General features: G+C 63.3%; 24 protein-coding genes. 5 read left to right on the top strand and 19 right to left on the bottom strand.

Annotation, left to right across the window (positions count from 1 at the left end; genetic code table 11):
- Positions 1 to 61: 61 nt before the first annotated feature.
- From IFO71_RS10695 to IFO71_RS10660, 8 genes are all read right to left on the bottom strand, one after another.
- The gene (locus IFO71_RS10695) at positions 62 to 1,210 is read right to left on the bottom strand and encodes a GGDEF domain-containing protein (protein ID WP_192029623.1); all 1,149 of its coding nucleotides are present in this window, start codon (positions 1,208 to 1,210) and stop codon (positions 62 to 64) included.
- Positions 1,211 to 1,236: 26 nt separating this feature from the next.
- Positions 1,237 to 1,947, bottom strand: coding sequence for a purine-nucleoside phosphorylase (deoD, locus tag IFO71_RS10690; protein WP_192029622.1), 711 nt, complete (start codon positions 1,945 to 1,947; stop codon positions 1,237 to 1,239).
- On the bottom strand, positions 1,944 to 3,221 hold the full coding sequence (locus tag IFO71_RS10685) for a phosphopentomutase (protein ID WP_192029621.1): 1,278 nt from the start codon (positions 3,219 to 3,221) through the stop codon (positions 1,944 to 1,946). Before IFO71_RS10685 ends, deoD begins: the two co-directional genes overlap by 4 nt.
- Positions 3,218 to 4,612, bottom strand: a complete 1,395-nt coding sequence (locus IFO71_RS10680; RefSeq protein WP_332309359.1) for a thymidine phosphorylase — start codon at positions 4,610 to 4,612, stop codon at positions 3,218 to 3,220. The genes IFO71_RS10685 and IFO71_RS10680 overlap by 4 nt, the downstream gene beginning before the upstream one ends.
- On the bottom strand, positions 4,599 to 5,369 hold the full coding sequence (gene deoC / locus IFO71_RS10675) for a deoxyribose-phosphate aldolase (RefSeq protein WP_192029620.1): 771 nt from the start codon (positions 5,367 to 5,369) through the stop codon (positions 4,599 to 4,601). The genes IFO71_RS10680 and deoC overlap by 14 nt, the downstream gene beginning before the upstream one ends.
- A 49-nt stretch (positions 5,370 to 5,418) precedes the next feature.
- On the bottom strand, positions 5,419 to 6,327 hold the full coding sequence (locus IFO71_RS10670) for a U32 family peptidase (protein WP_192029619.1): 909 nt from the start codon (positions 6,325 to 6,327) through the stop codon (positions 5,419 to 5,421).
- A complete protein-coding gene (gene ubiU / locus IFO71_RS10665) occupies positions 6,327 to 7,325 on the bottom strand; it encodes a ubiquinone anaerobic biosynthesis protein UbiU (protein WP_192029618.1) in 999 nt (332 codons plus the stop codon). The genes IFO71_RS10670 and ubiU overlap by 1 nt, the downstream gene beginning before the upstream one ends.
- A gap of 65 nt (positions 7,326 to 7,390) precedes the next feature.
- Positions 7,391 to 9,037, bottom strand: coding sequence for a UbiD family decarboxylase (locus tag IFO71_RS10660; protein WP_225444543.1), 1,647 nt, complete (start codon positions 9,035 to 9,037; stop codon positions 7,391 to 7,393).
- On the opposite strand from IFO71_RS10660, the gene IFO71_RS10655 reads away from it, so the two are divergent.
- Positions 9,036 to 10,739, top strand: coding sequence for a sensor domain-containing diguanylate cyclase (locus tag IFO71_RS10655; protein ID WP_192029617.1), 1,704 nt, complete (start codon positions 9,036 to 9,038; stop codon positions 10,737 to 10,739). The genes IFO71_RS10660 and IFO71_RS10655 overlap by 2 nt on opposite strands.
- 67 nt (positions 10,740 to 10,806) lie before the next feature.
- Here IFO71_RS10655 and IFO71_RS10650 read toward each other — a convergent pair whose 3' ends face one another.
- The gene (locus IFO71_RS10650) at positions 10,807 to 11,997 is read right to left on the bottom strand and encodes a trans-sulfuration enzyme family protein (protein ID WP_192029616.1); all 1,191 of its coding nucleotides are present in this window, start codon (positions 11,995 to 11,997) and stop codon (positions 10,807 to 10,809) included.
- Positions 11,998 to 12,098: 101 nt separating this feature from the next.
- Here IFO71_RS10650 and IFO71_RS10645 point away from each other — a divergent pair, with 101 nt between their 5' ends.
- A complete protein-coding gene (locus tag IFO71_RS10645) occupies positions 12,099 to 12,575 on the top strand; it encodes an Lrp/AsnC family transcriptional regulator (protein ID WP_192029615.1) in 477 nt (158 codons plus the stop codon).
- Positions 12,576 to 12,692: 117 nt separating this feature from the next.
- Complete coding sequence (locus IFO71_RS10640; protein ID WP_192029614.1) at positions 12,693 to 13,511, top strand: hypothetical protein; 819 nt, start codon at positions 12,693 to 12,695, stop codon at positions 13,509 to 13,511.
- 129 nt (positions 13,512 to 13,640) lie between these two features.
- Here the strand turns inward: IFO71_RS10640 and IFO71_RS22745 are convergent, their stop codons facing one another.
- The 8 genes from IFO71_RS22745 to ffh all read right to left on the bottom strand — a co-directional run bounded on the left by IFO71_RS22745 (position 13,641) and on the right by ffh (position 20,145).
- Entirely contained in the window at positions 13,641 to 13,841 is a 201-nt protein-coding gene (locus tag IFO71_RS22745) for a glycine zipper domain-containing protein (RefSeq protein ID WP_484573326.1), read from the bottom strand.
- A 254-nt stretch (positions 13,842 to 14,095) separates the two neighbouring features.
- Positions 14,096 to 14,536, bottom strand: a complete 441-nt coding sequence (locus IFO71_RS10635) for an RNA-binding S4 domain-containing protein (protein ID WP_192029613.1) — start codon at positions 14,534 to 14,536, stop codon at positions 14,096 to 14,098.
- A gap of 51 nt (positions 14,537 to 14,587) precedes the next feature.
- Positions 14,588 to 16,459 (bottom strand): molecular chaperone HtpG, encoded by a 1,872-nt coding sequence (gene htpG, locus IFO71_RS10630; protein WP_192029612.1) that lies wholly within the window; start codon positions 16,457 to 16,459, stop codon positions 14,588 to 14,590.
- 140 nt (positions 16,460 to 16,599) lie between these two features.
- Positions 16,600 to 16,959 (bottom strand): 50S ribosomal protein L19, encoded by a 360-nt coding sequence (gene rplS, locus IFO71_RS10625; protein WP_192029611.1) that lies wholly within the window; start codon positions 16,957 to 16,959, stop codon positions 16,600 to 16,602.
- Between the two features lie 117 nt (positions 16,960 to 17,076).
- Positions 17,077 to 17,856 (bottom strand): tRNA (guanosine(37)-N1)-methyltransferase TrmD, encoded by a 780-nt coding sequence (gene trmD, locus IFO71_RS10620; protein WP_192029610.1) that lies wholly within the window; start codon positions 17,854 to 17,856, stop codon positions 17,077 to 17,079.
- Between the two features lie 13 nt (positions 17,857 to 17,869).
- Positions 17,870 to 18,373: a ribosome maturation factor RimM gene (gene rimM, locus IFO71_RS10615; protein WP_192029609.1), complete on the bottom strand. Its 504-nt coding sequence runs from the start codon at positions 18,371 to 18,373 to the stop codon at positions 17,870 to 17,872.
- Positions 18,374 to 18,398: 25 nt separating this feature from the next.
- Entirely contained in the window at positions 18,399 to 18,659 is a 261-nt protein-coding gene (gene rpsP, locus IFO71_RS10610) for a 30S ribosomal protein S16 (RefSeq protein WP_192029608.1), read from the bottom strand.
- Positions 18,660 to 18,768: 109 nt separating this feature from the next.
- Positions 18,769 to 20,145, bottom strand: a complete 1,377-nt coding sequence (gene ffh / locus IFO71_RS10605) for a signal recognition particle protein (protein ID WP_192029607.1) — start codon at positions 20,143 to 20,145, stop codon at positions 18,769 to 18,771.
- 98 nt (positions 20,146 to 20,243) lie between these two features.
- On the opposite strand from ffh, the gene IFO71_RS10600 reads away from it, so the two are divergent.
- Together IFO71_RS10600 and IFO71_RS10595 are read left to right on the top strand one after the other, a co-directional pair.
- Complete coding sequence (locus IFO71_RS10600; RefSeq protein ID WP_192029606.1) at positions 20,244 to 21,047, top strand: cytochrome C assembly family protein; 804 nt, start codon at positions 20,244 to 20,246, stop codon at positions 21,045 to 21,047.
- 10 nt (positions 21,048 to 21,057) lie between these two features.
- On the top strand, positions 21,058 to 21,417 hold the full coding sequence (locus IFO71_RS10595; protein ID WP_192029605.1) for a PilZ domain-containing protein: 360 nt from the start codon (positions 21,058 to 21,060) through the stop codon (positions 21,415 to 21,417).
- Between the two features lie 5 nt (positions 21,418 to 21,422).
- On the opposite strand, the gene radA is transcribed toward IFO71_RS10595, so the two are convergent.
- Together radA and IFO71_RS10585 are read right to left on the bottom strand one after the other, a co-directional pair.
- Positions 21,423 to 22,784: a DNA repair protein RadA gene (gene radA, locus IFO71_RS10590; RefSeq protein ID WP_192029604.1), complete on the bottom strand. Its 1,362-nt coding sequence runs from the start codon at positions 22,782 to 22,784 to the stop codon at positions 21,423 to 21,425.
- A gap of 162 nt (positions 22,785 to 22,946) precedes the next feature.
- Positions 22,947 to 24,011, bottom strand: a complete 1,065-nt coding sequence (locus IFO71_RS10585) for an ornithine cyclodeaminase (protein WP_192029603.1) — start codon at positions 24,009 to 24,011, stop codon at positions 22,947 to 22,949.
- Between the last annotated feature and the right edge of the window lie 56 nt (positions 24,012 to 24,067).

Raw genomic sequence — 24,067 nt, 5'->3', positions numbered from 1 at the left:
CGTGAGCCTGTCGAACGGTACCGGAGGCGCGGGACTTGAAGTTGAACAGGACGTTCAAACTTCAAGTCGCCGAATCAATAGCCATCGCCCGCGCTGCACGAACAACCCGATTGCGCCCCTCACTCTTGGCCTGATACAGGGCCTCATCGGCACGCTTCACCAGTTGCTCGATCGACTCCGACGGCTGCCATTCGGCCACGCCCAGGCTGACCGTGAACCGCACCGGGGCTTCAGCTTCGGCATACTCGACACACAAGGCTTCGCTTTGCCGGCGAATCCGCTCGGCCACTCCACAGGCTGCTTCAGCGGTGACCTCGGGTAGCAGGACGATGAACTCCTCACCGCCCCAACGCCCGGCGTCGTCACCACCGCGGACCACGGACTTCAGTAAGGCGGCCATGGCGCGGATCACCTCATCGCCGACATCATGGCCATAGCTGTCGTTGATGCGTTTGAAGTGATCGATGTCGAGCAGGATCACGCTCAAGGGTTGTCGGCTGCGCTGACTGCGGGTCAGTTCGGCCTGCAGCCGTTGCTGAGTGCTGCGTCGATTGCTCAGCCCGGTCATCGGATCATGGGCGGCATCCCAACGCGCCGACAACAGGTTCAACAGCAACCCCAGCTGAGCGGCCGAGGCCCAAAGCGCCAGCACTACGATCAACACATACAGCCACAGATCAAACCAGATACTGCGCAGCGAAACACCGCCAAACCATACCGGCATCAACAGTAAGGCCAAGGCCGGCAGACTCAGCAAAACGCCGCGCAGCAAGGCCAAGGGCAGGATGGCCAGTTGCGCCGCCAGAGCGAAGGGAAACAGGGCGTAGCCGACTGCCAACCAGTCGGGCGAGTCGGCATCGAGCTGACTGCGCATGCCGGCGAAAAACCCGGCCTGAAACAGCACCAGACCCAGCAAGCCTACGGTGGGCGGCATGCGCGCAATGCCCGCAGCCAGCACCAGCAAGAGGGTGGCCAGCATCAGCCGCAATGAAGCCACCATCAGGCGTGCGCGACCATCCAGTGCTGGCCATTCCAGCACCAGCCAGGCCAGCACCAGCACGGCGATGACGATACACAGAGTCTTTAGCCGGTCACTCAGGATTTGCTGATGTCGCTGGGCAACCACCGGAGGGAGACGGCCATACACCAGCGGCCGGATCTCGGTGCGCCAGAGGTGTCGGGCCGACGGCAGCAGCTGACTGAGCTTCATCGGCGTAGCTTATAGGCCATCGGCCCTCAAGGCTCGATGATGGCCGACAAGGCCAGCTCGACCATGCGATCGAGTCCGGCACGGCGTTGCTCGGCGCTCATCGAGGCGCCATCGGGCAGCAGATCAGACACGCTAAGCAAAGCGGCGGCTTCAACACCCCGTTCCGCTGCCAGGCCATACAGGCCGGCGGCCTCCATCTCGACCGCCAGCACGCCCATCCTTCGCATCCGGACGGTGGCATCAGGGTCGGTCGCGTAGAACAGGTCGCTGGAAAACACATTGCCGACCTTGAGCCGACAATGTTGTGCTGCAGCCTCGGCGGCAATCCGTGCGAGCAAGGGCCAACTGGCAGTGGCGGCGAAATCCAGGCCAGCGAATCGTTGCCGGTTAACCGCCGAGTCGGTGCAGGCACCGAGGGCCAGTACCAGGTCCCCCAGCGCCAGCCCTTCCGCCACGCCGCCACAGGTGCCAATGCGCAGCAGCCGACGTACGCCATAGTGCTGGACCAGTTCCGTGGCATAGATCAGACAGGAGGGAATGCCCATGCCCGTACCCATCACCGAGATCCGCTGGCCGCGGAAACGCCCGGTGAAGCCGAGCATGTTGCGCACCGTGTTGACACACTCGGCCTCGCTGAAAAAACGCTCGGCGATATAGGCGGCACGCAGCGGATCGCCAGGCAGCAGTACGGTATCGGCAAAGGCACCGGGGTCGGCTTCGATATGCGGCGTACTCATGGCGACCGCTGAAACGCGTAGTGATGACAATCCAGCACAGGCTCAGCAACCGGTGCCGCGGAAAGAAAAGACCTGCCAAAGGCCAGCGGCGCCAGCCCGAACCAGCTGGCCAGGCTTTGTCCAACATCGGCAAAGCTCGAACGCAGCCCGATCGAGCCGGCAGGAAGTTGCGGCGAATAGGCCAGTACCGGCACCCACTCGCGGGTGTGATCACTGCCTGGCCAGGTGGGATCATTGCCATGATCCGCGCTCAGCACCAGCAGATCCTGCGCGCGCCAACCTGCAAGGCAGATCGACAGCAGCCGATCGAATTCTTCCAACGCCGCGGCATAGCCGGCCACATCGCGTCGATGGCCAAAGTCCTGATCGAAGTCGACCAGATTGCAGAACACCAGGCTGCACTCGGGACTTTCCTGCAGAGCGCGCAGACTGGCCTGCATCAGCGCATGAATGCCATGCGCCTTGATCGATTCGCTGATGCCGCGGCCGGCAAAGATGTCGTCGATCTTGCCAATCGCGCAGACCCGATGACCGGCTGCCTGCAGGGCATTGAGCAAGGTCGGTGCCGGCGGTGGCACCGCCCAATCACGCCGTTGCGGCGTGCGGACGAAGCCGCGCTCGGGGGCGCCGCTGAACGGTCGGGCAATCACCCGGCCGATCGAATAGGCATCGACCAGATCCCGCGCCCGCTGACACAGCGCATACAGCCGCTGCAGACCGAAGCGCTGCTCATGCGCAGCAATCTGCAACACCGAATCGGCCGAGGTGTAGACGATCGGCCAACCGGTGGCGAGATGCTCGGCGCCCAGACGCTGAATGATCTCGGTGCCCGAGGCATGGCAACGGCCGAGCAGACCGGCGCAACCCGCCGCCATCTGCAACGCATCCACCAGTTCAGTGGGAAAACTCTCGCTGGGTGAGCGGAAGTAACCCCATTCAAACTCCACCGGCAGGCCGCATAGCTCCCAATGGCCGGAAACGGTGTCTTTGCCGGTAGAGCGCTCGCAGGCGGCGCCCCAGCTGGCGATTGGATTGACCGAGTTGGCAACCCCGGGCAGAGTGCGACCGGCCACCAATTCGGCCGCCCGACCTAGCCCGAGCTTTTGCAGGGTGGGAATCTGCAGCGGCTGACCACGGCCCTGCTCTGACTGCGGTCGCGCGCACCACTCGGCAATATGGCCAAAGGTGTTGCTGCCGGCATCGCCGAAGCGTGCCGCATCGGGTGCCGCGCCGATGCCCAGCGAATCCAGCACCAGCCATAACACCCGGCTCATGCGGCTACTCCATCCGCATATCGCGATGCTGCCGATCCAGCGCCATCGATGCGGCCGCTGATCAGCGTGGGCCGGGTGGCCTGCTCGCCGATCGACAAGGCGCGGTCGAGCTGCTGGATGGCCTGCTCGGCCTCGGCCTCGGTGCGCGCATGGACACAACCAAGCCGCTGCCCTGCCCTGACTTGATCACCCACTTCCAGCGCCAGCTCAACGCCAACCCGAACATCGATGGCCTGCTCCGGATGCTGGCGGCCGGCGCCCAGCGCCACCGCAGCAAGGCCGATGAGCTGGGCATCGAGCGCGGTCACCACACCGTCGCTGGCCACTCGCCAGTCCCGCCTGACCGGCGCCTGCTCGATGCCTTGCGACGCCCACTTGAACACATCGTTCGGCCCGCCCAGCGCGGCCACCGAACGGGCGAAGCATTCGGCGCCACGGCCGGAGTCCAGCGCGGCCAGCAAACCTGCCTCGGCCTCGGCAGCCGAATGCGCCAGCCCACCCATCTGCAACAGCTCACTGCCCAGGGCCAGCACCAGGGCATGCAGTCGTTTCGGTCGGCATCGACCCTGCAAGTATTCAAGACACAGCGCGAGCTCCAACGCGTTGCCCACCGCCGGGGCCAAGGGCTGGCTCATGTCGCTGAGCAGGGCGCGACAGGGCTGGCCTGCGCGGCTGGCCACCCGCACCAGGCCGCTGGCCAGCGCCTGCACCTGATCGGCGGCGCCGAGATTGGCGCCAGAGCCGGTCTTGACGTCCAACAGCAAGGCCGAGCTGCCCACAGCCAGTTTCTTGCCGAGAATGCTAGCGACAATCAGCGGCAGGCATTCCACCGTGGCGCTGACATCGCGCACCGCATACAGGCGCCGATCGGCCGGGGCCAGGTCCGCACCAGCCGCCACGATGGCCATGCCGGTCTGCTCAACCACGCGTTGCAGGGTCGTGCGGTCGACGTCAAGGCGGTAGCCAGGCAGCACGGAGAGTTTGTCCAAGGTGCCCCCGGTATGGCCAAGCCCGCGACCCGACAGCATCGGTACGAAACCGCCACATGCCGCCAGCAGGGGCGCCAGAATCAGGCTGACGCAATCGCCGACGCCGCCGGTGCTGTGCTTGTCCAGCACCGGGCCGCGATCGGCCAGTCGCGGCCAACGCAGAACCTGACCGCTGTCGCGTACGGCTTCGGTCCAGGCCAGCAGTTCGGCCTCGTCCATGCCGCGACAGCACACCGCCATGGCAAACGCGCCGAGCTGCGCGTCGGCCACCTGGCCGGCGGCAATCGCTCGGGCGAACACGCGCAAAGACTCGGCACTCCAGGACTTATCATGCCGTTTGCGCGCAAGAAAGGCGGGAATCGACAACGCCGTCGCAGAACCCATGGCCTCAGTACGACCCACGACCCGTCCCCTGCGCCGACTCGCCCAGCGCCACCAGCACCTGATCGAACAGGGCGCTGGCACCGATGCGAAAGCGCGCCGGATCGAAGGCCTGCGCGCCCAGCAGGCGTCGGGCCAGATCCACATAACGCTCGGCTTCATCGACACTGCGAATGCCGCCGGCTGCCTTGAAGCCGCACCGGCGTGGATGCGCCGCGATCGCCGACAGCAGAATCTCGGCCGCTTCCGGCGTGGCATTGACCCGTACCTTGCCGGTTGAAGTCTTGAGGAAATCGGCGCCGGCATCCAAGGCCAGCTGCGCCGCCTCGGCGATGCGCTCGGCCTGGCCCAACTCCCCGGTTTCCAGGATGCACTTCAGCCGACAGTCACCCGCGGCCTCGCGCGCAGCGCGGGCCACCGCGCTATAACCAGCAGTATCGCCGCCCAGCAAGGCCCGATACGGCAGCACCACATCGATCTCGTCGGCACCGGCCGAGCGCAGCCGGTGACATTCGCGCGCTACGCGCAAGGCATCCACACTGCCATCAGGGAAATTGGCCACACTGGCCAGCGCGACCTGCGCCAGGCCCAGGTCCTTCAAACGCTGACGCGCCATCCAGACGTACTCCGGATAGACGCACAGCGCAGCCGGCGGCGTCGGCGCCTCGGCCGCCTGGCGACACAGCCATTCGATCCGCGCCGGATCATCGTCTTCATTGAGGCTGGTGAGATCGATGCAGGCCAGCAGTTGACGCAACTCGTCGGGTGTCAGCTTCATACGCGGCACAGCCATGGGGAGCGATGACATGAGCCTAGTGGATCGCCCCCTAGCCTGCTCTGACTTCGATCAATTCACCGGCAGCCCGCCCCGCTTCGCCCGTCCAGTAGCCATTCACCGCGCCGAGCCGCGGTGGTGGCTGCGGGCTGCTCAAGGCCAGGGCGAAGTGCTGCACCACAGCGGCCATGTCGAAGGCGTGCGGCAACAGGCGCAGCCAGCGGGCGCCGAGTCGACGCAGGCTGGGCAACTGCGGGCCGAGATCGGTCACCTCGGCGCCTTGCACCTGAATGCCATTGATACGTAACAGGGATTCGCCATCGCGGGTATGCAGGGGCAGGCCCTGCTCGTCTTCCAGACAGCGGAAGCCGCACGCGTCTTTGCCAAGATTGTGTGCGCGGGCGGTGAAGCAGCGTGCCGACCAGGCCAGCGACAGGCGCCCCCAGATCTGAACTTCCAGTTCCGGCAGCGGCAGCGCTTCGACCGCGGTGGCGGAGAGAATATCGCCGATCTGCTGCTCGCCCTGCTCAACCCCCGGCACCCATCGTCGCAAGCCATCTTCGATCAGCAGGGCCAGGCTGCGTTGTGAGTAGACGTTCAAGCTCGGGCCACCGACGAAGGGCAGGCTGCGCTCACGACACAGCTGCACGGCCGAAAGATCATTGGCCTCGAGCATGAACTCGCCGTTCTCCACCAGCCGTTTCAGCGCCGACAGCTCGGATTCCGACTCGATCAAGGAAAGCGAGCTCAGCACCACCTGCTTGCCCGCCTCATGGACTTGCCGGGCCAACTGCAACCAGTCGCGCGGGCGCAATTCGCGCCGCTTGCTGCAGACCACTTCGCCCAGATAGACCAGCTCCACCGGCCAGTTACAAACATCGCGATAGAACGCCCGCACCCGATCGGCCGGCCAGAAATAATGCACTGGCCCAAGGCTGAGCCCGATGCTGGCTTCGTTCATCACTGCCATCCCCGATGAAAGGGGCCGAGTGTGGTCTGCTGGCCTTCGGCCATCGCCGACAGCTGCTGCTGCCATTCGGGCCGGATTTTCATCGCTTCGCCTACGGCGGCGAACTGGTCGATGGCCTGGCGCCACACCCGGGTGACCGCGCTGACATAGGCCACGCCGCGTTGCCGCCCCTCGATCTTCAGCGCAACGACGCCGGCCTTGGCCAAGCGCGGCAGCAGACTCAGGGTATTCAGGCTGGTCGGCTCTTCCAGGGCATGGAACACCGACTCGCCCACCCGATAGCGACCTTTGCAAACGGTCGGGTAGCCGGCGAACTCGCCCGGCGCAAAGCGATCGATCAACACCTCGTTCAAGCGCACACTGCGACCACCATCGGGGTGCTCATCCCAGCGCACGAACTTGGCCGGTGAGCACACGCCATGTCGATTCGGCGAGGCGCCGGTCAGATAGCTGGACAACTGACAACGGCCCTCGACCATGATGCACAGGCTGCCAAAGGCAAACACTTCCAGCGGCACCGGCGCGGCGGCACACAGGCGTTCGACTTGCTGAATGGCCAATACCCTCGGCAACACGGCGCGGGCGATGCCGAAGCGCTGATGAAAGTAGCGCAGCGCCGCTGCGCTGGTGGCCGAGCCCTGCACCGACAGATGCCGCGGCAGCGCCGGGTGGCGGTTGGCAGCATAGTCCAGCACGGCCATGTCGGCGGCGATGATGGCATCCACACCCAGATCCGCCGCACGATCGACTGCCGCATACCAGTGACTGAGGCGCGCGGGTTCGGGGTAGGTGTTGAGCGCAACATACACCTGGCAGCGACGCGCCTTGGCATAGGACACGCCGCTGCGGATGTCGGCCTCGGAAAAATTCAAGCCGGGAAATGCGCGGGCATTGGTGGCATCGCGAAATCCAAGGTAGACCGCGTCGGCGCCGGCATCCACCGCCGCCTGCAGGGCGGGCAGATTGCCGGCTGGGCAAACCAGATGCATGGTCGAATCCAAGTCCAAGGAGGGCTCATGCTCGGGCCACCACGCGGCGCTGTCGCTGACCCAGATCAGTTGCGCGACGATTTGTCTGTGCCCGCGCGCCAGTCCTGCTGCAGGCGATTCCAGATGCTGCTCACCCGTTGTTCGACCGCAGCATCGAGTTTGATCGGCTCGCTCCAGGCGCGCTGGGTTTCGCCGGGCAGTTTGCGGGTGGCATCCAGGCCCATCTTGGAGCCCAGGTTCGGCTCTGGACTGGCGAAGTCCAGATAGTCGATCGGCGTGTTGGGAATGATCAGGCTGTCACGTGCCGGATCGACCCGCGTCGCCACCGCCCACAACACCTGAGCCGCATCGCGCACATCGATATCGTCATCGGTGACGATCACGAACTTGGTGTAGGTGAACTGTCTGAGGTAGGACCAGACGCCCATCATGATGCGACGTGCGTGACCGGGGTACTGCTTGCGGATGCTGATCACTGCCACCCGGTACGAGCAGGCCTCCGGCGGCAGATAAAAATCCACCACCTCGGGAAACACCTTGCGAAGAATTGGCACAAACACGTCGTTAAGGGCCATTGCCAGCACCGATGGCTCGTCATACGGCGCGCGTCCCATGTAGGCCCCGTGATAAATGGCCTGCTCGCGCATCCGCATGCGCTGCACGGTGAACACCGGAAACTCGCCCTGGGCGTTGTAGTAGCCGGTGTGATCGCCGTACGGGCCTTCGATGGCGCTATCGTCGGGTTCGATAAAGCCTTCGAGCAGGATTTCGGCACCGGCCGGGGCATCCAGCCCGGTCAGTTCGCTATGCCATAGCCGGCTGCGCTCGCCGCGCAACAGGCCAGCGAATTCGTACTCCGACAGCGTATCCGGCACTGGCGCCACCGCCGCCAGGGCGGTGGCTGGATCGGCGCCGATGGCGACCAGCAGCGGAAAGCGTTCGCCTGGTCGCTCGCGCCGCCATTGGGCGTAGTCCAGCGCTCCGCCGCGATGCGGCAGCCAGCGCATGATCAATCGATTCGGCCCGATCACCTGTTGCCGATAGATCGCCACGTTCTGTCGGCGGCGCTCGGTGCCGCGGGTAATCACCAGGCCGAAGGTAATCAGCGGCGCCACATCGCCTGGCCAGCAGCGCTGGATCGGCAACACACCGAGATCCACTTCAGCACCTTCGCGCACCTGCTGGTTGAACGCCGCTGCCGCTACCGTACGCGGCGCCACCAGGGCGAGCTGGGCCAGTTCTGGCCATTGCGATAAGGCCTCACGCAGATTGCCCGGCCAGCGCGGCTCTTTGAGTGCCGCCAGCAGCTCCCCCAACTCATGCAGGGAGCTGAGTGGACGACCGTGCAGCACGGCTTCGATCCGGCGGCGCGCACCGAACAGGTTGCCCAGCATCGGATGCGCTGAGCCGGTTGGGTACTGCATCAACAAGGCCGGACCATCTTCCCGCAGCGCGCGCAAGCACAGGGAGGTACTTTCCAGATCGGGGCTCACCGGATCGGTGACGCGCAGCAGATCGCCACGTGATGCCAGTCGATCAAGAAAGCTGCGCAAGTCGTGGTGCATTCGATTCGCTTCCTGTCGGGGGCCGGCCAGCGCCAAGCCTGAGCGCTCAGCCACTGGCCAGCACTGATCCAGATCATCGAATCGCGCCGCTGGGATGGCGCGCGCCCTCTTGCCCTGGCTGCGATGGCACAGGAAGATGCCGGACATGGCCAAGTCCACCCCGTCGACGCCCCGCTCGCCACGCACACCAGCGCTGCTCTTGCTGTCGGGTCTGTTGTTGCTCAGCCTGCTGGTGCAGCTGGGGGTGGCCTGGTGGGCGCGCGCCGATCAGCGCATCAGCGTGGAACAAAGCGCGGTGCTGCAGGATGCACTCTGGGTGCGCGGCGAGCTGCATGCGATGGCGGCGGCGGAAACGCTGTGGCTGACCCAGGGCGTGGCCGATCCGCTGGTGCGGGCGCAGCGCAAGGGCACCGAGTTGCTATCGACCGCGGAACGCTTGCTGGTTCGCTTCGAGCAAGGCTCGGCACAGTCGGGCCACGCCAAGCAGCTTCTGGCCCTGGTGCAGGAATCCACCGAACGCGCCCAGGAGGTGCTAAGTGACGCGCGTCAGGCCGGCCCCAGCAGCGGCACCCTGGCCATGGGCCACGGCCTGATTGCTGCGCGGCTGGATCGTCTGGACAGCGTGATCAATGCCCTGCAGTCCGGCGCACAGTCGGAACTGCGTGCGTTGGATGAACGTGCCGCCAGTCGCTTTCTGATCAGCGCGGCCGCCGGCCTGGCTTCCCTGATCATCGCCTCCCTGATGCTGGCCCTGCTGTATTTCGAGGCGCGCAGCCGGGCCCGTGCCGAACACGAGCAAGGACGGCTGGCGGCGCTAACCGAGCAGGCCGAACGCCGAGCGCAGAAGCGCGAACAGGACATCCAGCGCCTGGCGGAACTGGGTGATCAGTTGCGCCCGGCCAAGAGCATCGAGGACATCGCCGAAGTATTGGGCGCCACCATGCGCAATGTGTTCGCTCAGTTCGACGGCGCCCTGTACCTGCAGGCGCCGTCGCGCAACGTGGTGCGGCGTCAGGTCGGCTGGGGCAAACCGAATCCACCGCTGGAAGATCTGTTCACGCCGGAAGACTGCTGGGCCATGCGGCGCGGCGTCTGTTATCCGACCGAGCCACATTCACCGCCTTGCCGACATCTGGCCGAAGGCACCAATCCCAAGCATGTGATCTGCGCACCGCTGATGGCGACCGGCGAGATCATGGGTGTTCTGCACCTCAGCGGCAGCATGCTGCCCGATCTGCACGAACGGCGTATTGCCCAGGCGCTGGCCGACCAGCTCGGGCTAGCGGTGGCCAATCTGCGCTTGCAGGAGAATCTACGTGTTCAGAGCGTGCGCGATATGGCCACCGGCCTGTATAACCGCCGCTATATCGAATCGGCCCTGCTGCGCGAATGCCTGCGCGCACGGCGTTCACAGCAGACCCTGGCGATTATCCTGATCGATCTTGATCGCTTCAAGGATTTCAACGAACGACACAGCCATGAAGCCGGCGATGCGGCGCTTGGCCAGATCGGCTCGATCCTGAACCAGACGATTCGTCCGGAAGACCTGGCCGGGCGCTACTCCGGCGAGAAGTTCATGGTGCTGATGCCGGAAGCCGACCTTTCCACGGCCATGGATCGCGCCGAACTGCTGCGCCGGGCGGTGCGCTCCACCCCGATCGACCTGCATGGCCGGCGGGTTGAGGCCCTGACCTGCTCGATTGGTCTCGCCCTGTTTCCGCTTCATGGCAGCGAACCTGCGCTGTGTCTGCGCGCCACCGAACGCGCCCTGGCCGAGGCCAAGAAGGATGGCCGCGATCGGATTGTCTCGGCCGAAGACGAAGGCGCAGGTAAGGTGGCGCAATCATAGGTGCGCCTTGGCGCACCGCTCTTGACGGCGATTCGGTGCGCCAAGGCGCACCCATGGACACCCTACTTCACGCCGCCTTGTCCACCGCCGGATGAGCCGCATCGAGCGCTGCACTGAGATCGTCCCATAGATCCTCGGTGTGCTCGATACCGACCGAGAGGCGCAGCAGGTCGGGCGTGATACGGGTGCGCAGCTGGGTTTCGGCATCCAACACCCGATGGGTCAGACCGGCCGGATGCTGGATCAGTGAATCCACCGAGCCCAGGCTCACCGCGGGAGTGATCAACTTAACGTTTCGCATCACCGAAGCGGCGGCCTCGTAGCCGCCATGCACACGCAGAGCAATCAGGCAGCCAGGCCCGCGCATCTGCGAGCCGAGCAGATGCGCATTGGCCACCGTGCCCAGTGCAGCGTAGTGCACCCGCGAAACCGCTGGGTGCGCCTGCAATCGCTTTGCCAGTTCGATGGCATTGTTCTGTGCCCGCTCGACTCTCAAGGCCAGGGTGGCCAGACCGCGATGCAACAAATAAGCCGCCAGCGGATGCAGCAGGCCGCCGGTGGCCGCGCGCACCGTACGCAGCGGCCTGGCATCTTCGTCGGCACAGCAAATCACCCCGGCCACCACGTCGCCGTGGCCACCCAGAAACTTGGTGGCACTATGAAGCACATAGCGCGCGCCGTGACGCAGCGGTTGCTGCAGCATCGGCGTGGCAAAGGTCGAGTCGACCAGCACCGGCACCTTGCCGGCGGCGGCCACCACGGCCTCGATGTCGACCAGATCGAGGGTCGGATTGGCTGGCGTTTCGATGATGACCAAGACGGTGTCCGAGCGGATCCGGGCGCTGATCTCGTCGGCGCTGACGAAGTCGGCCTCAATGCCAAGCAAGCCACTGGCCAGCAGGTGATCGGATGTTCCGTAAAGCGGACGCACCACCAGCACGTGGTTGCCGGCGCCCCTACGAGCCAGCAAGACGGCGCTGAGTGCCGCCATGCCCGAGCCATAGGCCACGCAGGCCTCGGCCCCTTCCAGCTGCGCAATCGCCTGTTCGGCGCGGGCCACCGTGGGATTGTGCAGCCGGGCGTAGATCGGATTGGCGGCACTGGCCTCGCCGGCCACCAGCGCATCCAGACTGGCGGTGCCCACCGCCAGATCGGTGACCGGATAGGTCGAGGAAAGATCGATCGGTGAGGCATGCACGCCCAACTGGAGAAAGTCCTCGCGACCGGCATGCACGGCGCTGGTATCAAGATGTTGCATGGCCTTCCCGCCCCAATTGGCTCAAAAGATGGCGCTATGATGAAATATCATTCGCAGCGTAAGTTGCCCCGCCGAATACTATTTCGCCAAGGAATGCATAGATGGACCTCGATCGAATCGACTTCGAACTATTGCGGCTGTTGCGAAAGAATGCTCGGATGGCCAACAAGGAACTGGCCGAACGGGTTGGCGTGGCGCCATCCACGGCGCTGGAGCGCATTCGCCGGCTGCGTGAAGCGCGGGTCATCCAGGGCTACCACGCCGACATTCAGCCCAAGGCATTGGGCATCACCCTGCAGGCCATCGTCGCCATCCGCCTGACCCAGCACACCCGCGCCCTGGTCGATAGTTTCCGCGAGCATCTGTTGCAACTAAGCGAAGTGCTGGCCTTCTATCATCTGGCCGGCGCCGACGACTTTCAGGTCCATGTGGCAGTGCAGGATGCCGATCACCTGCGCGATTTCGCCTTGAGCGCCTTCGCCCAACGACCAGAAGTGGCCCACATCGAGACCCGGCTGATCTTCGAATACCGCCGCGGTGATGAACTGCCGATCTATGTGCAGTCGGCCGACGATTGAATGCGTCCGGCAGTGGCCAACCACATGGTTTTCACAACTGCAATTCGCCGATTCGCTACAAACACGGTAGATTGAGACCCAGGGTTTTTGTCACCAACGTTGCGAAGGACCGTGCTCATGAGCGAGTCGCAAACCAGCAACCGTGGGAACGAGATTCTTCCGGAGCAGTTGCACGTCATACTGCATGAATGGAGCCAGTTGATCGGGTCCTTGGCCAACCTGATCAAGGAAAACGTCGAGGGCCTGCTGCCAGCGGTGTTTGGCCTGGCCGGACTGGCGCAGAAGACCACCGAAGCCAAGGTCGGCGCCTCCTCGTCGGCCCGCGAAGCGGGCGCCTCCCTGCGCGACCGCGCCGCCTCGCTGCAGAGCGTTCTGGCACCTCTGGCAAGCGCTGCAGACGACGCCAAGAGTTTGCATGCGCAGTGGGAAACCATCCGCGAAGAAGCCGCCGCGCTAGCTCAGAAGCATGCCGGTGATACCGAACTGAGTGGCTTCTTCCAACGCTTTGCAGCCGGCTCGGGCAGTTCCATCGATCGCCTCGATCATCTGGTGGACGCGGCAGAGGCCGTGCAATCCACCGGCCTGGGCGCGCTGCAGGAGCTCGAGCAAAGCCTGGACCAGGTCGATTCGTTGTTGCACCACGATACCGCCGAGCTCGAAGCCGCAGCCGCCAGAGTGAAACAGTTCGTTGAGTCGAGCCGAGCGGCGATCGATCAACTGATCGTCAAGCTGCAGTTCCAGGACCGCACCGACCAGATTCTGCAGCATCTGCTGGCCGACTTTGAAAGCCTGCGCAGCGCCCTGGCTGAGGTAGGTGATCAACCGTTCGATCTGGAAGCGTGGAACGAGAACCGCAAGCAGCGCTTCACCACGGTCGAAGAGCGCAGCGCCGGATCGGCGATTTCCACCGACCCGGGCGATGTAGAGTTGTTTTGATCGGCTGACAACGAGTCCAACTGGCGCTGGCCCACCCAGGATTTAAGCCACCTGCGGGCTCGCGCCCAACACGGCTACTGGGCGTTGCTGGACACTCATCGCAAGTCCGCTTGGCGGGCCGCAGACCCTTCAACCTTTCTGACTTCGCTTCTTGGCGCCTTTCGAGGCGCCCATTGCTAGCCCGAGAGCAATTCCAAGAGCGACTCCAAGTCCGACATTGTCAAAGCCTGCGCCAAGCGCAACACCAATGGCGACTCCGCTGCCCACCCACGCTCCCGCCTGGCCACTGCCGGCTGCGACTTCATCATTCTTCTTTTTGTCGGGTTCCACAGCGATTCCTTACTTGGTCGGCGACACCGTCAATCGGTACATGAGCAGCAGGCGTGGAATGCAGGGCATGCTTTCCGGCTGTACAAAGATAAGCCTACGCACATATCAGGGCAGTGTTGAAAGTCATGCCGGCATAAGGCGACTCGGATTGCCGTCCTACGAAAAGCTGAGCGATATGCCCCTCCACCTCGGCGCTAATGATTCGTTGCGGAGTCCCGGAAGCACAAACTCTTGCTTCACCGCGCACCCGCCGCCTAGCGCGGAAACCAGGGCGGCAAGCCATCATCGGGTTTGTTATTGCGCGACTTCAGCTGATTGAGCTTGCGCCGATCGCGCTTGTCGGGCCGATGGTCGGGCGGCTGAAAGCCAGCATTCTGAAGCTTGCGCGTCTCTCTCAACTCAGCACGCCGTTTGGCGGATGCTTCGTCTTCAAAGTACAGTGATTGCGCCACCGAGGCCGGGCCGCGTTGCTCAGACAGGCCTCGTACTTCGACCTCATACAGCTCACCCCCACGCTCGATCTGCAGCCGGTCACCGACTCGCACCGCGCGGGCCGGCTTGCTGACTGTCTGATCACCCAGTTTGATCTTGCTGTGCGCGACGGCCTCTTTGGCCAGGCTACGCGTCTTGAAGAAGCGCGCAGCCCACAGCCAAAGATCGATCCGAACCGAACTTGCCGTCTCGCCTGCGCTCATCGCATCGTGTCCGCGCAGTCGAAAGTGTGCCAGATCGAGCGCAACGACCGATCAGCCCAGGATGGCACGGTTCATCCGTGCCACAAAGCTGGCCGGGTCGTCCAACGCGGCGCCCTCAGCCAATTGAGCCTGTTCGAACACCAGCAAGGCCAAGTCGGTGGCGCGCTCATCGTCACTCTCAGCCTCAAATCGTTTGATCAGTCCGTGGCCCGGATTGATCTCAAGACTGGGCTGCGCCGACGGTGCTTCATGGCCGGCCGCTTTCAGCAGGCGCTGCATGTGCAGGGCCATGTCCTGGTCTTCCAACACGAGACAGGCGGCAGATTCGGTCAAGCGATCCGACACTCGCACCTCCTTGACCTTGTCGCCCAGCAAGTCCTTGAAGCGCTTGACGGTATCGGCTGCCTCTTGCTTCAGCTTCTCGCGCTGCTCCTTGTCCTTCGGCTCGCCCAGTTTGTCGAGATCCAGTTCGCCCTTGGCAATATTCTTCAGGCTCTTGCCGGCGTACTCGTGCAAGTAACCGATCATCCACTCGTCGATGCGCTCGTGCAGCAACAGCACTTCTACGCTGCGCGCTTTCAGTCCCTCCAGCTGCGGGCTGTGACGGGCCGCATTCCAGCTATCGGCGGTGAGGTAGAAGATCTCCTCCTGCGACGCCGGCATGCGACCGATGTACTCATCCAGCGAGGTCAGCTGATCGGGCTTCTCACTCTTGGTGGAGGCAAAGCGCAACAGTTTGGCGATGCGCTCGCGATTGCCGTGATCTTCCGTGACGCCTTCCTTCAGCAAGGCGCCAAACTGGGCCCAGAACTCGGCATATTTCGCCGCATCGTCATTGGCCACTTTGTCCAGCAAGTCCAGCACACGCCGGGTCAGCGCACTCTTCAATTTGTCGAGCTGACGGTTGTTCTGCAGCAACTCGCGACTGACGTTGAGCGGCAGATCGTCGGAATCGACCACACCACGCACGAAGCGCAGATAGTTCGGCAGCATCTGTTCCGCGGCGTCCATGATGAACACCCGCTTCACATAGAGTTTCAGCCCCTTGCGCTCATCACGGTTGTAAGTGAAATCAAACGGCGCCTTGCTTGGCAGAAACAGCAGGGAGGTAAAGTTCTGATTGCCTTCAACCCGGTTGTGGGTCCAGGCCAGCGCATCGTTGAAGTCGTGCCCGACGTGCTTGTAGAAGGCCTGATACTCTTCGTCGCTGATCTCGGCTTTGGGGCGTGTCCACAAGGCGGCGGCCTGATTGGCCACCTCGAACTCGTCGGTCGGCTTGCCTTCCTTCAACACAGGCAATTCGATCGGGAAGGCAATATGGTCTGACCAGGTGTTGATCAAACCGCGCAGCTTCCACGGCTGCAGGTAATCTTCGGCATCGCTCTTCAAATGCAGGGTGATGCAGGTCCCACGACTCAGGCCCGCTGCCGGTTCCAGAGTGAATTCACCAGCGCCATCCGACACCCAGCGCCAGCCTTGGTCGCTGCCGGCACGCCGCGTTTCGACCGTCACCTTGTCGGCAACGATGAACGCCGAATAGAACCCGACACCAAACTGACCAATCAGATTGGCATCGGCTTTCTGCGTGGCGCTGAGCTGCTCAATGAACTTCCGCGTACCAGACCGGGCGATCGTGCCGAGGTTCTCGATCAGTTCTTCCCGGCTCATTCCGATGCCGGTGTCGGAGACGGTCAGCGTCTTGTTCTCGCTGTCTGCACTGATGCGGATCTTCAGCTCACCTTGTTCACCATACAGTGTGGCGTCCGACAGCGCTTCGAAGCGCAGCTTGTCACAGGCATCCGACGCATTCGAAATCAGCTCGCGCAGAAAGATGTCGCGATTGGAATACAGCGAATGAATCACCAGGTGCAGTACTTGCTGCACTTCGGCCTCGAACTTGAATGACTCAACGGCAGTCGTCATTGGCAAACCCCTCAAACAAAACACGCGCAAACAAGGCGCAGGACTGTTTGCAAGGTATGCCCTCCCAGCAGGAATTCAAGGGCCGGAAATGAAAACGGCCGCCTCGTGGGCGGCCGTTCTGCTTCGGCGCTGGCGACGGCTTATTCGCCGCGGGCGCTGATGTCTTCCTTGATGCGAGCAGCCTTGCCTTCCAGACCGCGCAGGTAGTAAAGCTTGGCAGCGCGGACCTTGCCGCGGCGCTTCACTTCCACCGAGTCGATGGTCGGCGAATGGGTCTGGAACACGCGCTCAACGCCGGTGCCGTGCGAAATCTTGCGTACGGTGAAGGCGGAGTTCAGGCCGCGATTGCGCTTGGCGATGACCACGCCTTCATAGGCCTGGACGCGCTCACGGTTGCCTTCCTTGACCTTGACATTGACGACAACGGTGTCGCCCGGGCCAAAGTCCGGCAGCTGACGCTGCGTCTGCTCGGCTTCGAATTCTTGGAGGAGCTTGTTCATGGTTGCACCGACCCTGATCTGATTCTGTAGTTCTAGTGGATTGTTGATGCGCGTGCGCGTCAGGAAGTTGGCCATTATAGCCGACTTCGAAAAGAGATTTCTAGTGTTTCTGGTGACTTAGCGCACTGCGCCCGGGCCGCCATCCTGCGCTCGCCACTCGGCGATGAATTCCGCTAGCAGCTGTCGATCATCGGCACTCAGATCGCAGCGTGCGAGCACATCCGGTCTGCGCAGCCAGGTGCGGCCAAGGCTTTGTTGCCGCCGCCAGCGGGCGATCTTTCTATGGTCGCCGGAGGCCAGTAGCGCAGGGACATCGCCAAGTTCATGACGCTCAGGCCGGGTGTAGTGTGGGCAATCCAGCACGCCGTTCTCGAACGAATCCTGTACCGCTGATTGCGGATCATTGAGCGCGCCGTCCTGCAGCCGGCCCACCGCATCGACCAGCACCGCTGCAGCCAGTTCGCCACCCGACAGCACGTAATCGCCAATCGAGACTTCTTCATCGACCTCGGCCTGCAGCAGGCGCTCGTCAATGCCTTCGTAGCGACCGCAGAGCAGAACCAAACGCGGCCGATGGGCCAGCTCGCGCACCTTGGCCTGAGTCAGTGGCTGACCTTGCGGGCTCAGATAGACAACATGCGCCGGACGTGGGTCTGCTTGGCGAACCATCTGCAGACACTCACGAAGCGGATCGATCAGCATCACCATGCCAGGACCGCCGCCGTAGGGGCGGTGATCGATGGTCTTGTAGTTGTCGTGGGCAAAGTCTCTAAGTTGCCAGCTTTGTACCGAAAGCAGACCACGCTTAACTGCCCGTCCCACCACACCCACTTCGAGACTGGACTCGATGAACTCGGGGAACAGGGTGATGACGTCGATGCGCGGCGCAGCTGTCATCGCTGTGCGGCCATCAGAAATCCGGATCCCAATCGACCACCATCCGACCGGCTGAAAGGTCGATGTCCGTGATCACATCCGGTCGCAGGTAGGGAATCAGCCGCTCGCGCTCGCCCTGCACCACCACCACATCATTGGCACCGGTGGACAGCAGATGAGACACCTTGCCCAATGGCTGACCTGCAACGGTTTCCACCTGTAGGCCTTCGAGGTCCACCCAGTAGAATTCACCGGCCGGTAATTCGGGTAGCGCGCCGCGATCCACCCAGATCTCGGCACCCACCAGGGCTTCGGCCTGATCGCGACTTTCTATGTCCGCCAGACGCGCCAAAACCCCCTTCTCGGTTTCCCGACAAGAGGGCTTTTCGACGATCTGCACCACGCCGCGATGGATCAGATACCAGGGGCGGTACCGAGCCACTGCCATGGGCGTTTCGGTATGGGTGCGCAGCTTAAGCTCGCCACGAACCCCGAAAGCACCCACCACCTCTGCGACCAGTACACGGCGATCGGTCATCGTCGACTCGATCACCGATCGCAAATTAGGCCGAGGCTTGCGCCTGAGTAGAGGCCTGCTTGAACAGCACGCGGACCTTGTCGGTCATTTGCGCGCCGTGACCGATCCAATGCTGGATGCGGTCGGTGTTCAGTTGCAGCTTCGGCTCGTTGCCGGAAGCCACCGGATTGTAGAAACCCACGCGCTCAATCGCTCGGCCGTCGCGCTTGTTGCGCTGATCGGTCACGATGATGTGATAGAAGGGACGCTTCTTGGCGCCACCGCGGGTCAGACGGATCTTGACCATGTGTCTTTGCTCTGTCGTTCTAGGTTTAGGTCAGCGCCCAACCGGGCGTAGTGAACGCGCAATGATAGCCGAGCGCGCTCCATTTTGGAAGGCGCGCTGATCTAGGCGTTCAATGCATGGGGAAACCGCCCGGACCACCGCGGCCGCCCAGCATGCCTTTCATGCCTCGCATCATGCCCTTGAGCCCACCTCCGGACATCTTCGACATCATCTTTTCCATCTGCTGATACTGCTTCATCAGCTTGTTGACGTCGGCCGGCGAGGTTCCCGAGCCGCGCGCGATGCGCGCACGCCGCGAACCATTGAGCAGGGTCGGGTGGCGGCGTTCTTTCTTGGTCATCGAACGGATGATGGCGATCGAGCGGTGAATTTCCTTGTCGTTGACCTGACTCTTCAATTTCTCCGGAATCGCACCGATGCCCGGCAACTTGTCCAGCAGCGTGGTCAAGCCACCCATGTTGAGCATCTGCTCAAGCTGATCGTGCATGTCGTTGAGATCGAACTTCTTGCCCTTGACGACCTTCTCGGCCAGCTTGGCGGCCTTGTCCTTGTCGACCTTGCGCTCTACCTCTTCGACCAGCGACAGCACGTCGCCCATGTCGAGAATGCGGCTGGCGACGCGATCCGGGTGGAACACATCGAGGCCGTCCATTTTCTCCGCGGTCCCGATGAACTTGATCGGCCGCCCGGTGACATAGCGCACCGACAGCGCCGCGCCGCCGCGAGCATCGCCATCGGTCTTGGTTAGCACCACACCGGTCAGAGGCAAGGCATCGGCAAACGCACGTGCCGTGGTGGCTGCGTCCTGACCGGTCATGGAGTCGACCACAAACAGGGTTTCCACCGGATCCAGACCGGCATGCAACTTCTTGATCTCGTCCATCATGGCCGGATCGATGGCCAGGCGGCCGGCGGTATCGACCAGCAGCACGTCGACGAACTGCTTGCGCGCCTCGCTCACTGCGGCCTTGGCAATGTCGACCGGTGCCTGGCCGGTGCTGCTGGGGAAGAACAGGACGTCGACCTGCTGCGCCAGGGTCTCCAACTGCTTGATGGCGGCCGGGCGATAGACGTCGCAACTCACCACCATCACCTTCTTCTTGCGCCGCTCCTTCAGCAACTTGGCTAGCTTGCCGACCGTGGTGGTCTTACCCGCGCCCTGCAGGCCGGCCATCAGGATCACCGCCGGCGCCGGCACGTTCAGATTCAGCTCGTCGGCCGCAGAGCCCATCAGCTTGGTCAGTTCGTCGCGAACGACCTTGATCAGCGCCTGGCCAGGAGTCAGGCTCTTCAGCACCTCCTGACCGATGGCGCGTACCTTGATCCGCTCAACCAGGGCCTGCACCACCGGCAGCGCCACGTCGGCCTCCAGCAAGGCTACCCGAACCTCCCGCAGCGCTTCGCGGATATTGTCTTCGGTCAGCCGCCCACGGCCGCGCAAGCGCTGGACGGTGGAAGAAAGGCGTTGACTGAGCGACTCGAACATGGAATGCACCGCATGAGGGGGAAGCGACCGCCAAGTATATCGCGAAGCGCACACTCTGCTGATGTCAAGAATTGTCTGGCTATGCGACACTCGCGGCGATGAAATGGCTGGCTATCGCGGCAATCCTCCTCTATTTCGCGGCCTCCTGGCGCTTGCTGCGTTCCGGGCCGAACGGCGCTGCCCCGGTTGACCGCCCTGCCTTGCTGCTCGGCCTGAACGGCGGCGTGCTACACATCGCCTTTCATATCGGCACCGCCATGCAAGCCAACGCCCTGGCTCTGCATTTTTTTCTTGCCCTTTCGCTGGTGAGTGCGGCCATGGCCCTGGTCGGCACCGCGGTGTCGTTCGCCCGCCACTTCGATGCCCTGGGGCGGGTCTTGTATCCGTTCGCCGCCGTTCTGCTGGCCGCTGCCGTACTGTCGTATCGTGCGCCGCCGGCCGGCGAGGCACTGAGTTGGCCGCTGAAGGTCCACGCCCTGCTCGCCCTGTTGGCCTACGCCACCCTGGCATTGGCGGCCCTGTTTGCCTGCGCCCTGTGGTTTCAAGAGCGCCTGCTTCGGGCGCGCGCGCTGCAACATCCGCTGTTGCGGCTGCTGCCACCCCTGGTCGAGTTGGAAAGCCTGATGTTCCGCAGCATCGAGGCCGGATTTGTGCTGCTCACCGTGGCTCTTACCATCGGCGCCGTGTTCGTGGAGAATCTGTTTGCCCAGCACCTGGTTCACAAAACCGTGCTGAGCGTGTTGTCCTGGTCGGTGTTCGGTGCTCTTCTGATAGGCCGGATGCGCTATGGCTGGCGCGGCCGTCGCGCCGTCACCCTGACTTTGCTGGCAATGGGTCTGCTGCTGCTGGCCTTTTTTGGCAGCAAGTTTGTCTTGGAGCTCGTGCTGAATCGGAATGGATGATCGAGTGCGAATGAGCGATTCCAATCGCCGCCGATTCAGCCGCTTCCCGTTGCCGGGTAGCGTACGGCTGTACTCCGGCACAGCGATGTGGCAAACCGAACTGATCGATCTCAGTCTGCGCGGCGTGATGGTAGTCACCCCTCAGGGCTGGGTCGGAACGCCGGGGACTCGCTTTCGCCTCGACGTGCGCATCGAGGGCGGGATCATGATCGGCATGGGCGTCGAACTGGTGCGGGCGACCCCGCGCAGCCTGGCGTTCTCCTGCCAGAAGATCGACCTGGACAGCTTTTCGAGACTGAAGCGCCTGGTGGAACTCAATGTCGGCAACACCGACATTCTGAATCGCGAGTTGGCCACACTCGGCGAGTAGCCTGGCTAGTCGCTGGCGATCTCCAGCGCCTGGTCCAATCGATCGACGGCCAGCACCTCCATGCCCTTGGGGTTGGATTTCGGCGCATTCGCCTTGGGCACGATTGCGCGCTTGAAACCATGACTGGCCGCCTCACGCAGGCGCTCTTCCCCATTGGGTACCGGGCGCACCTCCCCGGACAGACCGACTTCGCCAAACGCAATGGTCTTGTCGGCCAGCGGCCGATCGCGCAAGGACGACACCACCGCCAGCAACACCGGCAGATCGGCCGCGGTTTCCTGCACCCGGATGCCGCCCACCACATTGACGAACACATCCTGATCAAACACGCCGACACCACCGTGCCGATGCAGGACGGCGAGCAGCATCGACAGGCGATTCTGCTCCAGTCCAAGGGTCACCCGGCGCGGATTGGACAAGGGGCTCTGATCGACCAGGGCCTGCACCTCCACCAACAATGGCCGCGTACCTTCACGGGTCACCATGATCGCCGAGCCAGCGTTCTGACTGGCGCCAGACAGAAAAATGGCCGACGGGTTGGGTACCTCGCGCAGTCCGCGCTCACCCATGGCGAAAACACCCAGTTCGTTCACCGCGCCAAAGCGATTCTTGAATGCCCTTAACACACGGAAACGACTTCCTGATTCGCCTTCGAAATACAGCACCGCATCCACCATGTGCTCGAGCACCCGCGGACCGGCAATGCCGCCTTCCTTGGTTACGTGCCCAACCAGGAACACGCTGGTGCCGGTCTCCTTGGCAAAACGCACCAGACGCGCTGCGCTGTCGCGCACCTGACTGACCGAGCCAGGCGCTGCCTGCAGCTGCTCGGACCACAGTGTCTGTATCGAGTCAGCGATGATCAGCCGCGGCTTCGCCTTGGCGGCCAGAGCGAGCACGCGCTCGACGCAGGTCTCGGCCAAGGCCTGCAGACCTTCGAGCGGCAGCCCAAGGCGAGCAGCGCGCCCGGCGATCTGCGCCAGACTCTCCTCACCGCTGACATACAGGCCCTCGACCCGGCCACTCAAAGCGGCCAAGGCCTGCAGCAGCAAGGTCGACTTGCCGATCCCAGGATCGCCGCCAACCAGCACAACCGAACCTTCCACCAAGCCACCGCCCAATACACGGTCGAGTTCGCTGATGCCGGTTTTCGTGCGCTGCGTGTCTTCCTGGGCCACCCGGGTCAGCGGAGTGATTTCCGACGGCGCATTGCCGGCCCAGCTGCCGCGCCGTTGTTGCGCTGCCGCTGAGGGCTCAACCGATTCGGTCAGCGTGTTCCAGGCGCCGCAATCACCGCACTGTCCCTGCCATTTGCTGGCGACAGCGCCGCACTCGGTGCAGACATAACGGGTTTTGCCCTTGGCCAAGTCAGATCCTTTGCTCGACAGTCAATGTCGAGCGGCATGCTACGGCGCTCGATCATTGGTGTCGACGGTCGCGGATCCTGCGACGCGCCCGGTCGATTCGAGCGCGCGGCCTAGGGCTGGCGGTGTCTTTCGGCGCGACCTCATGAACTATGCGGGCTAAACTCAGGCCGCCAGTCGATTGGCCGAGCGTCCCTTGCTCTCGCCCAACGCATCGCCAATCAAATGGCCATACAGGTCCTTGGGGTTGCGCGGCTGCGGGATCAGGCTGATGGTTTCGCCCAGACCCAGCTCACGTGCCTGATCGCGCAACAATCGCAGCGCCGAGTAGTCTTCCAAAGCGAAACCGACCGAGTCGAATACAGTGATGTCGCTATCGCTGCGCTGCCAGCCGCTTTGTCCGCTCAACACCTGCCACAGCTCGGTGACTTCGAAGTCGGCCGGCATTTGCTGCAGGTCGCCTTCAATGCGTGTCTGCGGTTCGTACTCAACAAACACTTTCGCTTGCGCAAGAACCTCGGCATGCAGTTCCGTCTTGCCCGGACAGTCGCCGCCAACACCATTGATGTGCATGCCCGGCTCCAACATGTCGGGGGTGATGATGGTGGCATTGGTCTTATCGGCAGTCACCGTGGTAACGATGTCGGCACCGCGCACCGCCTGTGTCGTACTGCTGCACATCCGCACCCGCAAACCGCGCACGGTCGAGAGGTGGGCGGCGAGCTTGGCCGTGGCGCGCGAATCGACGTCGAACAGGCGAATCTCTTCGATGCCCAGCAAATAGTGGAACGCCAGCGCCTGGAATTCGCTCTGGGCGCCGTTGCCGATCAAAGCCATCACCTTGGAATTCGGGCGCGCCAGGGCCTTGGCCGCCATCACCGAGGTCGCGGCAGTGCGAATGGCGGTGGTCAGGGTGAGCTCACTAAGCAAAGTCGGCTCGCCAGTATTCACGTCGGCGAGCACGCCGAACGCCATCACCGTCAGCAGGCCCTCCTGCGTGTTCTTCGGATGCCCATTGACGTACTTGAAGCTGTATTCGAGCGCATCGGAGACCGGCATCAGCTCGATCACCCCGACATCGCTGTGCGAGGCGACACGGGCGCACTTCTCGAATTCCGACCAGCGGCGGAAATCCTGCTCCAGATAGCCGACCATGTCGGCCAGCACAGTCGGCAGGCCACGCGTGGCAATCAAACGGGCAACATCGCGGGTGCTCAGTAAGGTAGTCATGCGGGCGTCTCCATGGCAACGAATCAATCGGGCTGAGTTCATTGTCCTGCCTTCCG

Origin of the sequence: Pseudomarimonas arenosa (assembly GCF_014841215.1) — a bacterium.
Classification (GTDB): Bacteria; Pseudomonadota; Gammaproteobacteria; order Xanthomonadales; family Xanthomonadaceae; genus Pseudomarimonas; species Pseudomarimonas arenosa.
The sequence above is the reverse complement of the archived record's forward strand: the minus strand, read 5'-3'. Positions and strand labels throughout refer to the sequence as shown.

What these genes read in the sequence shown, in the direction of transcription:
- IFO71_RS10660 (WP_225444543.1), bottom strand. Translation starts at nt 9,037, where the DNA reads ATGTCCGGCATCTTCCTGTGCCATCGCAGCCAGGGCAAGAGGGCGCGC.
- IFO71_RS10645 (WP_192029615.1), top strand. Translation starts at nt 12,099, where the DNA reads ATGGACCTCGATCGAATCGACTTCGAACTATTGCGGCTGTTGCGAAAG.
- IFO71_RS10635 (WP_192029613.1), bottom strand. Translation starts at nt 14,536, where the DNA reads ATGAGCGCAGGCGAGACGGCAAGTTCGGTTCGGATCGATCTTTGGCTG.
- IFO71_RS10655 (WP_192029617.1), top strand. Translation starts at nt 9,036, where the DNA reads ATGGCCAAGTCCACCCCGTCGACGCCCCGCTCGCCACGCACACCAGCG.
- IFO71_RS10695 (WP_192029623.1), bottom strand. Translation starts at nt 1,210, where the DNA reads ATGAAGCTCAGTCAGCTGCTGCCGTCGGCCCGACACCTCTGGCGCACC.
- IFO71_RS10585 (WP_192029603.1), bottom strand. Translation starts at nt 24,011, where the DNA reads ATGACTACCTTACTGAGCACCCGCGATGTTGCCCGTTTGATTGCCACG.
- rplS (WP_192029611.1), bottom strand. Translation starts at nt 16,959, where the DNA reads ATGAACAAGCTCCTCCAAGAATTCGAAGCCGAGCAGACGCAGCGTCAG.
- htpG (WP_192029612.1), bottom strand. Translation starts at nt 16,459, where the DNA reads ATGACGACTGCCGTTGAGTCATTCAAGTTCGAGGCCGAAGTGCAGCAA.
- IFO71_RS10595 (WP_192029605.1), top strand. Translation starts at nt 21,058, where the DNA reads ATGAGCGATTCCAATCGCCGCCGATTCAGCCGCTTCCCGTTGCCGGGT.
- trmD (WP_192029610.1), bottom strand. Translation starts at nt 17,856, where the DNA reads ATGACAGCTGCGCCGCGCATCGACGTCATCACCCTGTTCCCCGAGTTC.
- rpsP (WP_192029608.1), bottom strand. Translation starts at nt 18,659, where the DNA reads ATGGTCAAGATCCGTCTGACCCGCGGTGGCGCCAAGAAGCGTCCCTTC.
- deoC (WP_192029620.1), bottom strand. Translation starts at nt 5,369, where the DNA reads ATGAAGCTGACACCCGACGAGTTGCGTCAACTGCTGGCCTGCATCGAT.
- rimM (WP_192029609.1), bottom strand. Translation starts at nt 18,373, where the DNA reads ATGACCGATCGCCGTGTACTGGTCGCAGAGGTGGTGGGTGCTTTCGGG.
- IFO71_RS10640 (WP_192029614.1), top strand. Translation starts at nt 12,693, where the DNA reads ATGAGCGAGTCGCAAACCAGCAACCGTGGGAACGAGATTCTTCCGGAG.
- IFO71_RS10600 (WP_192029606.1), top strand. Translation starts at nt 20,244, where the DNA reads ATGAAATGGCTGGCTATCGCGGCAATCCTCCTCTATTTCGCGGCCTCC.
- IFO71_RS10670 (WP_192029619.1), bottom strand. Translation starts at nt 6,327, where the DNA reads ATGAACGAAGCCAGCATCGGGCTCAGCCTTGGGCCAGTGCATTATTTC.
- ffh (WP_192029607.1), bottom strand. Translation starts at nt 20,145, where the DNA reads ATGTTCGAGTCGCTCAGTCAACGCCTTTCTTCCACCGTCCAGCGCTTG.
- deoD (WP_192029622.1), bottom strand. Translation starts at nt 1,947, where the DNA reads ATGAGTACGCCGCATATCGAAGCCGACCCCGGTGCCTTTGCCGATACC.
- ubiU (WP_192029618.1), bottom strand. Translation starts at nt 7,325, where the DNA reads ATGCATCTGGTTTGCCCAGCCGGCAATCTGCCCGCCCTGCAGGCGGCG.
- IFO71_RS10685 (WP_192029621.1), bottom strand. Translation starts at nt 3,221, where the DNA reads ATGAGCCGGGTGTTATGGCTGGTGCTGGATTCGCTGGGCATCGGCGCG.
- IFO71_RS10650 (WP_192029616.1), bottom strand. Translation starts at nt 11,997, where the DNA reads ATGCAACATCTTGATACCAGCGCCGTGCATGCCGGTCGCGAGGACTTT.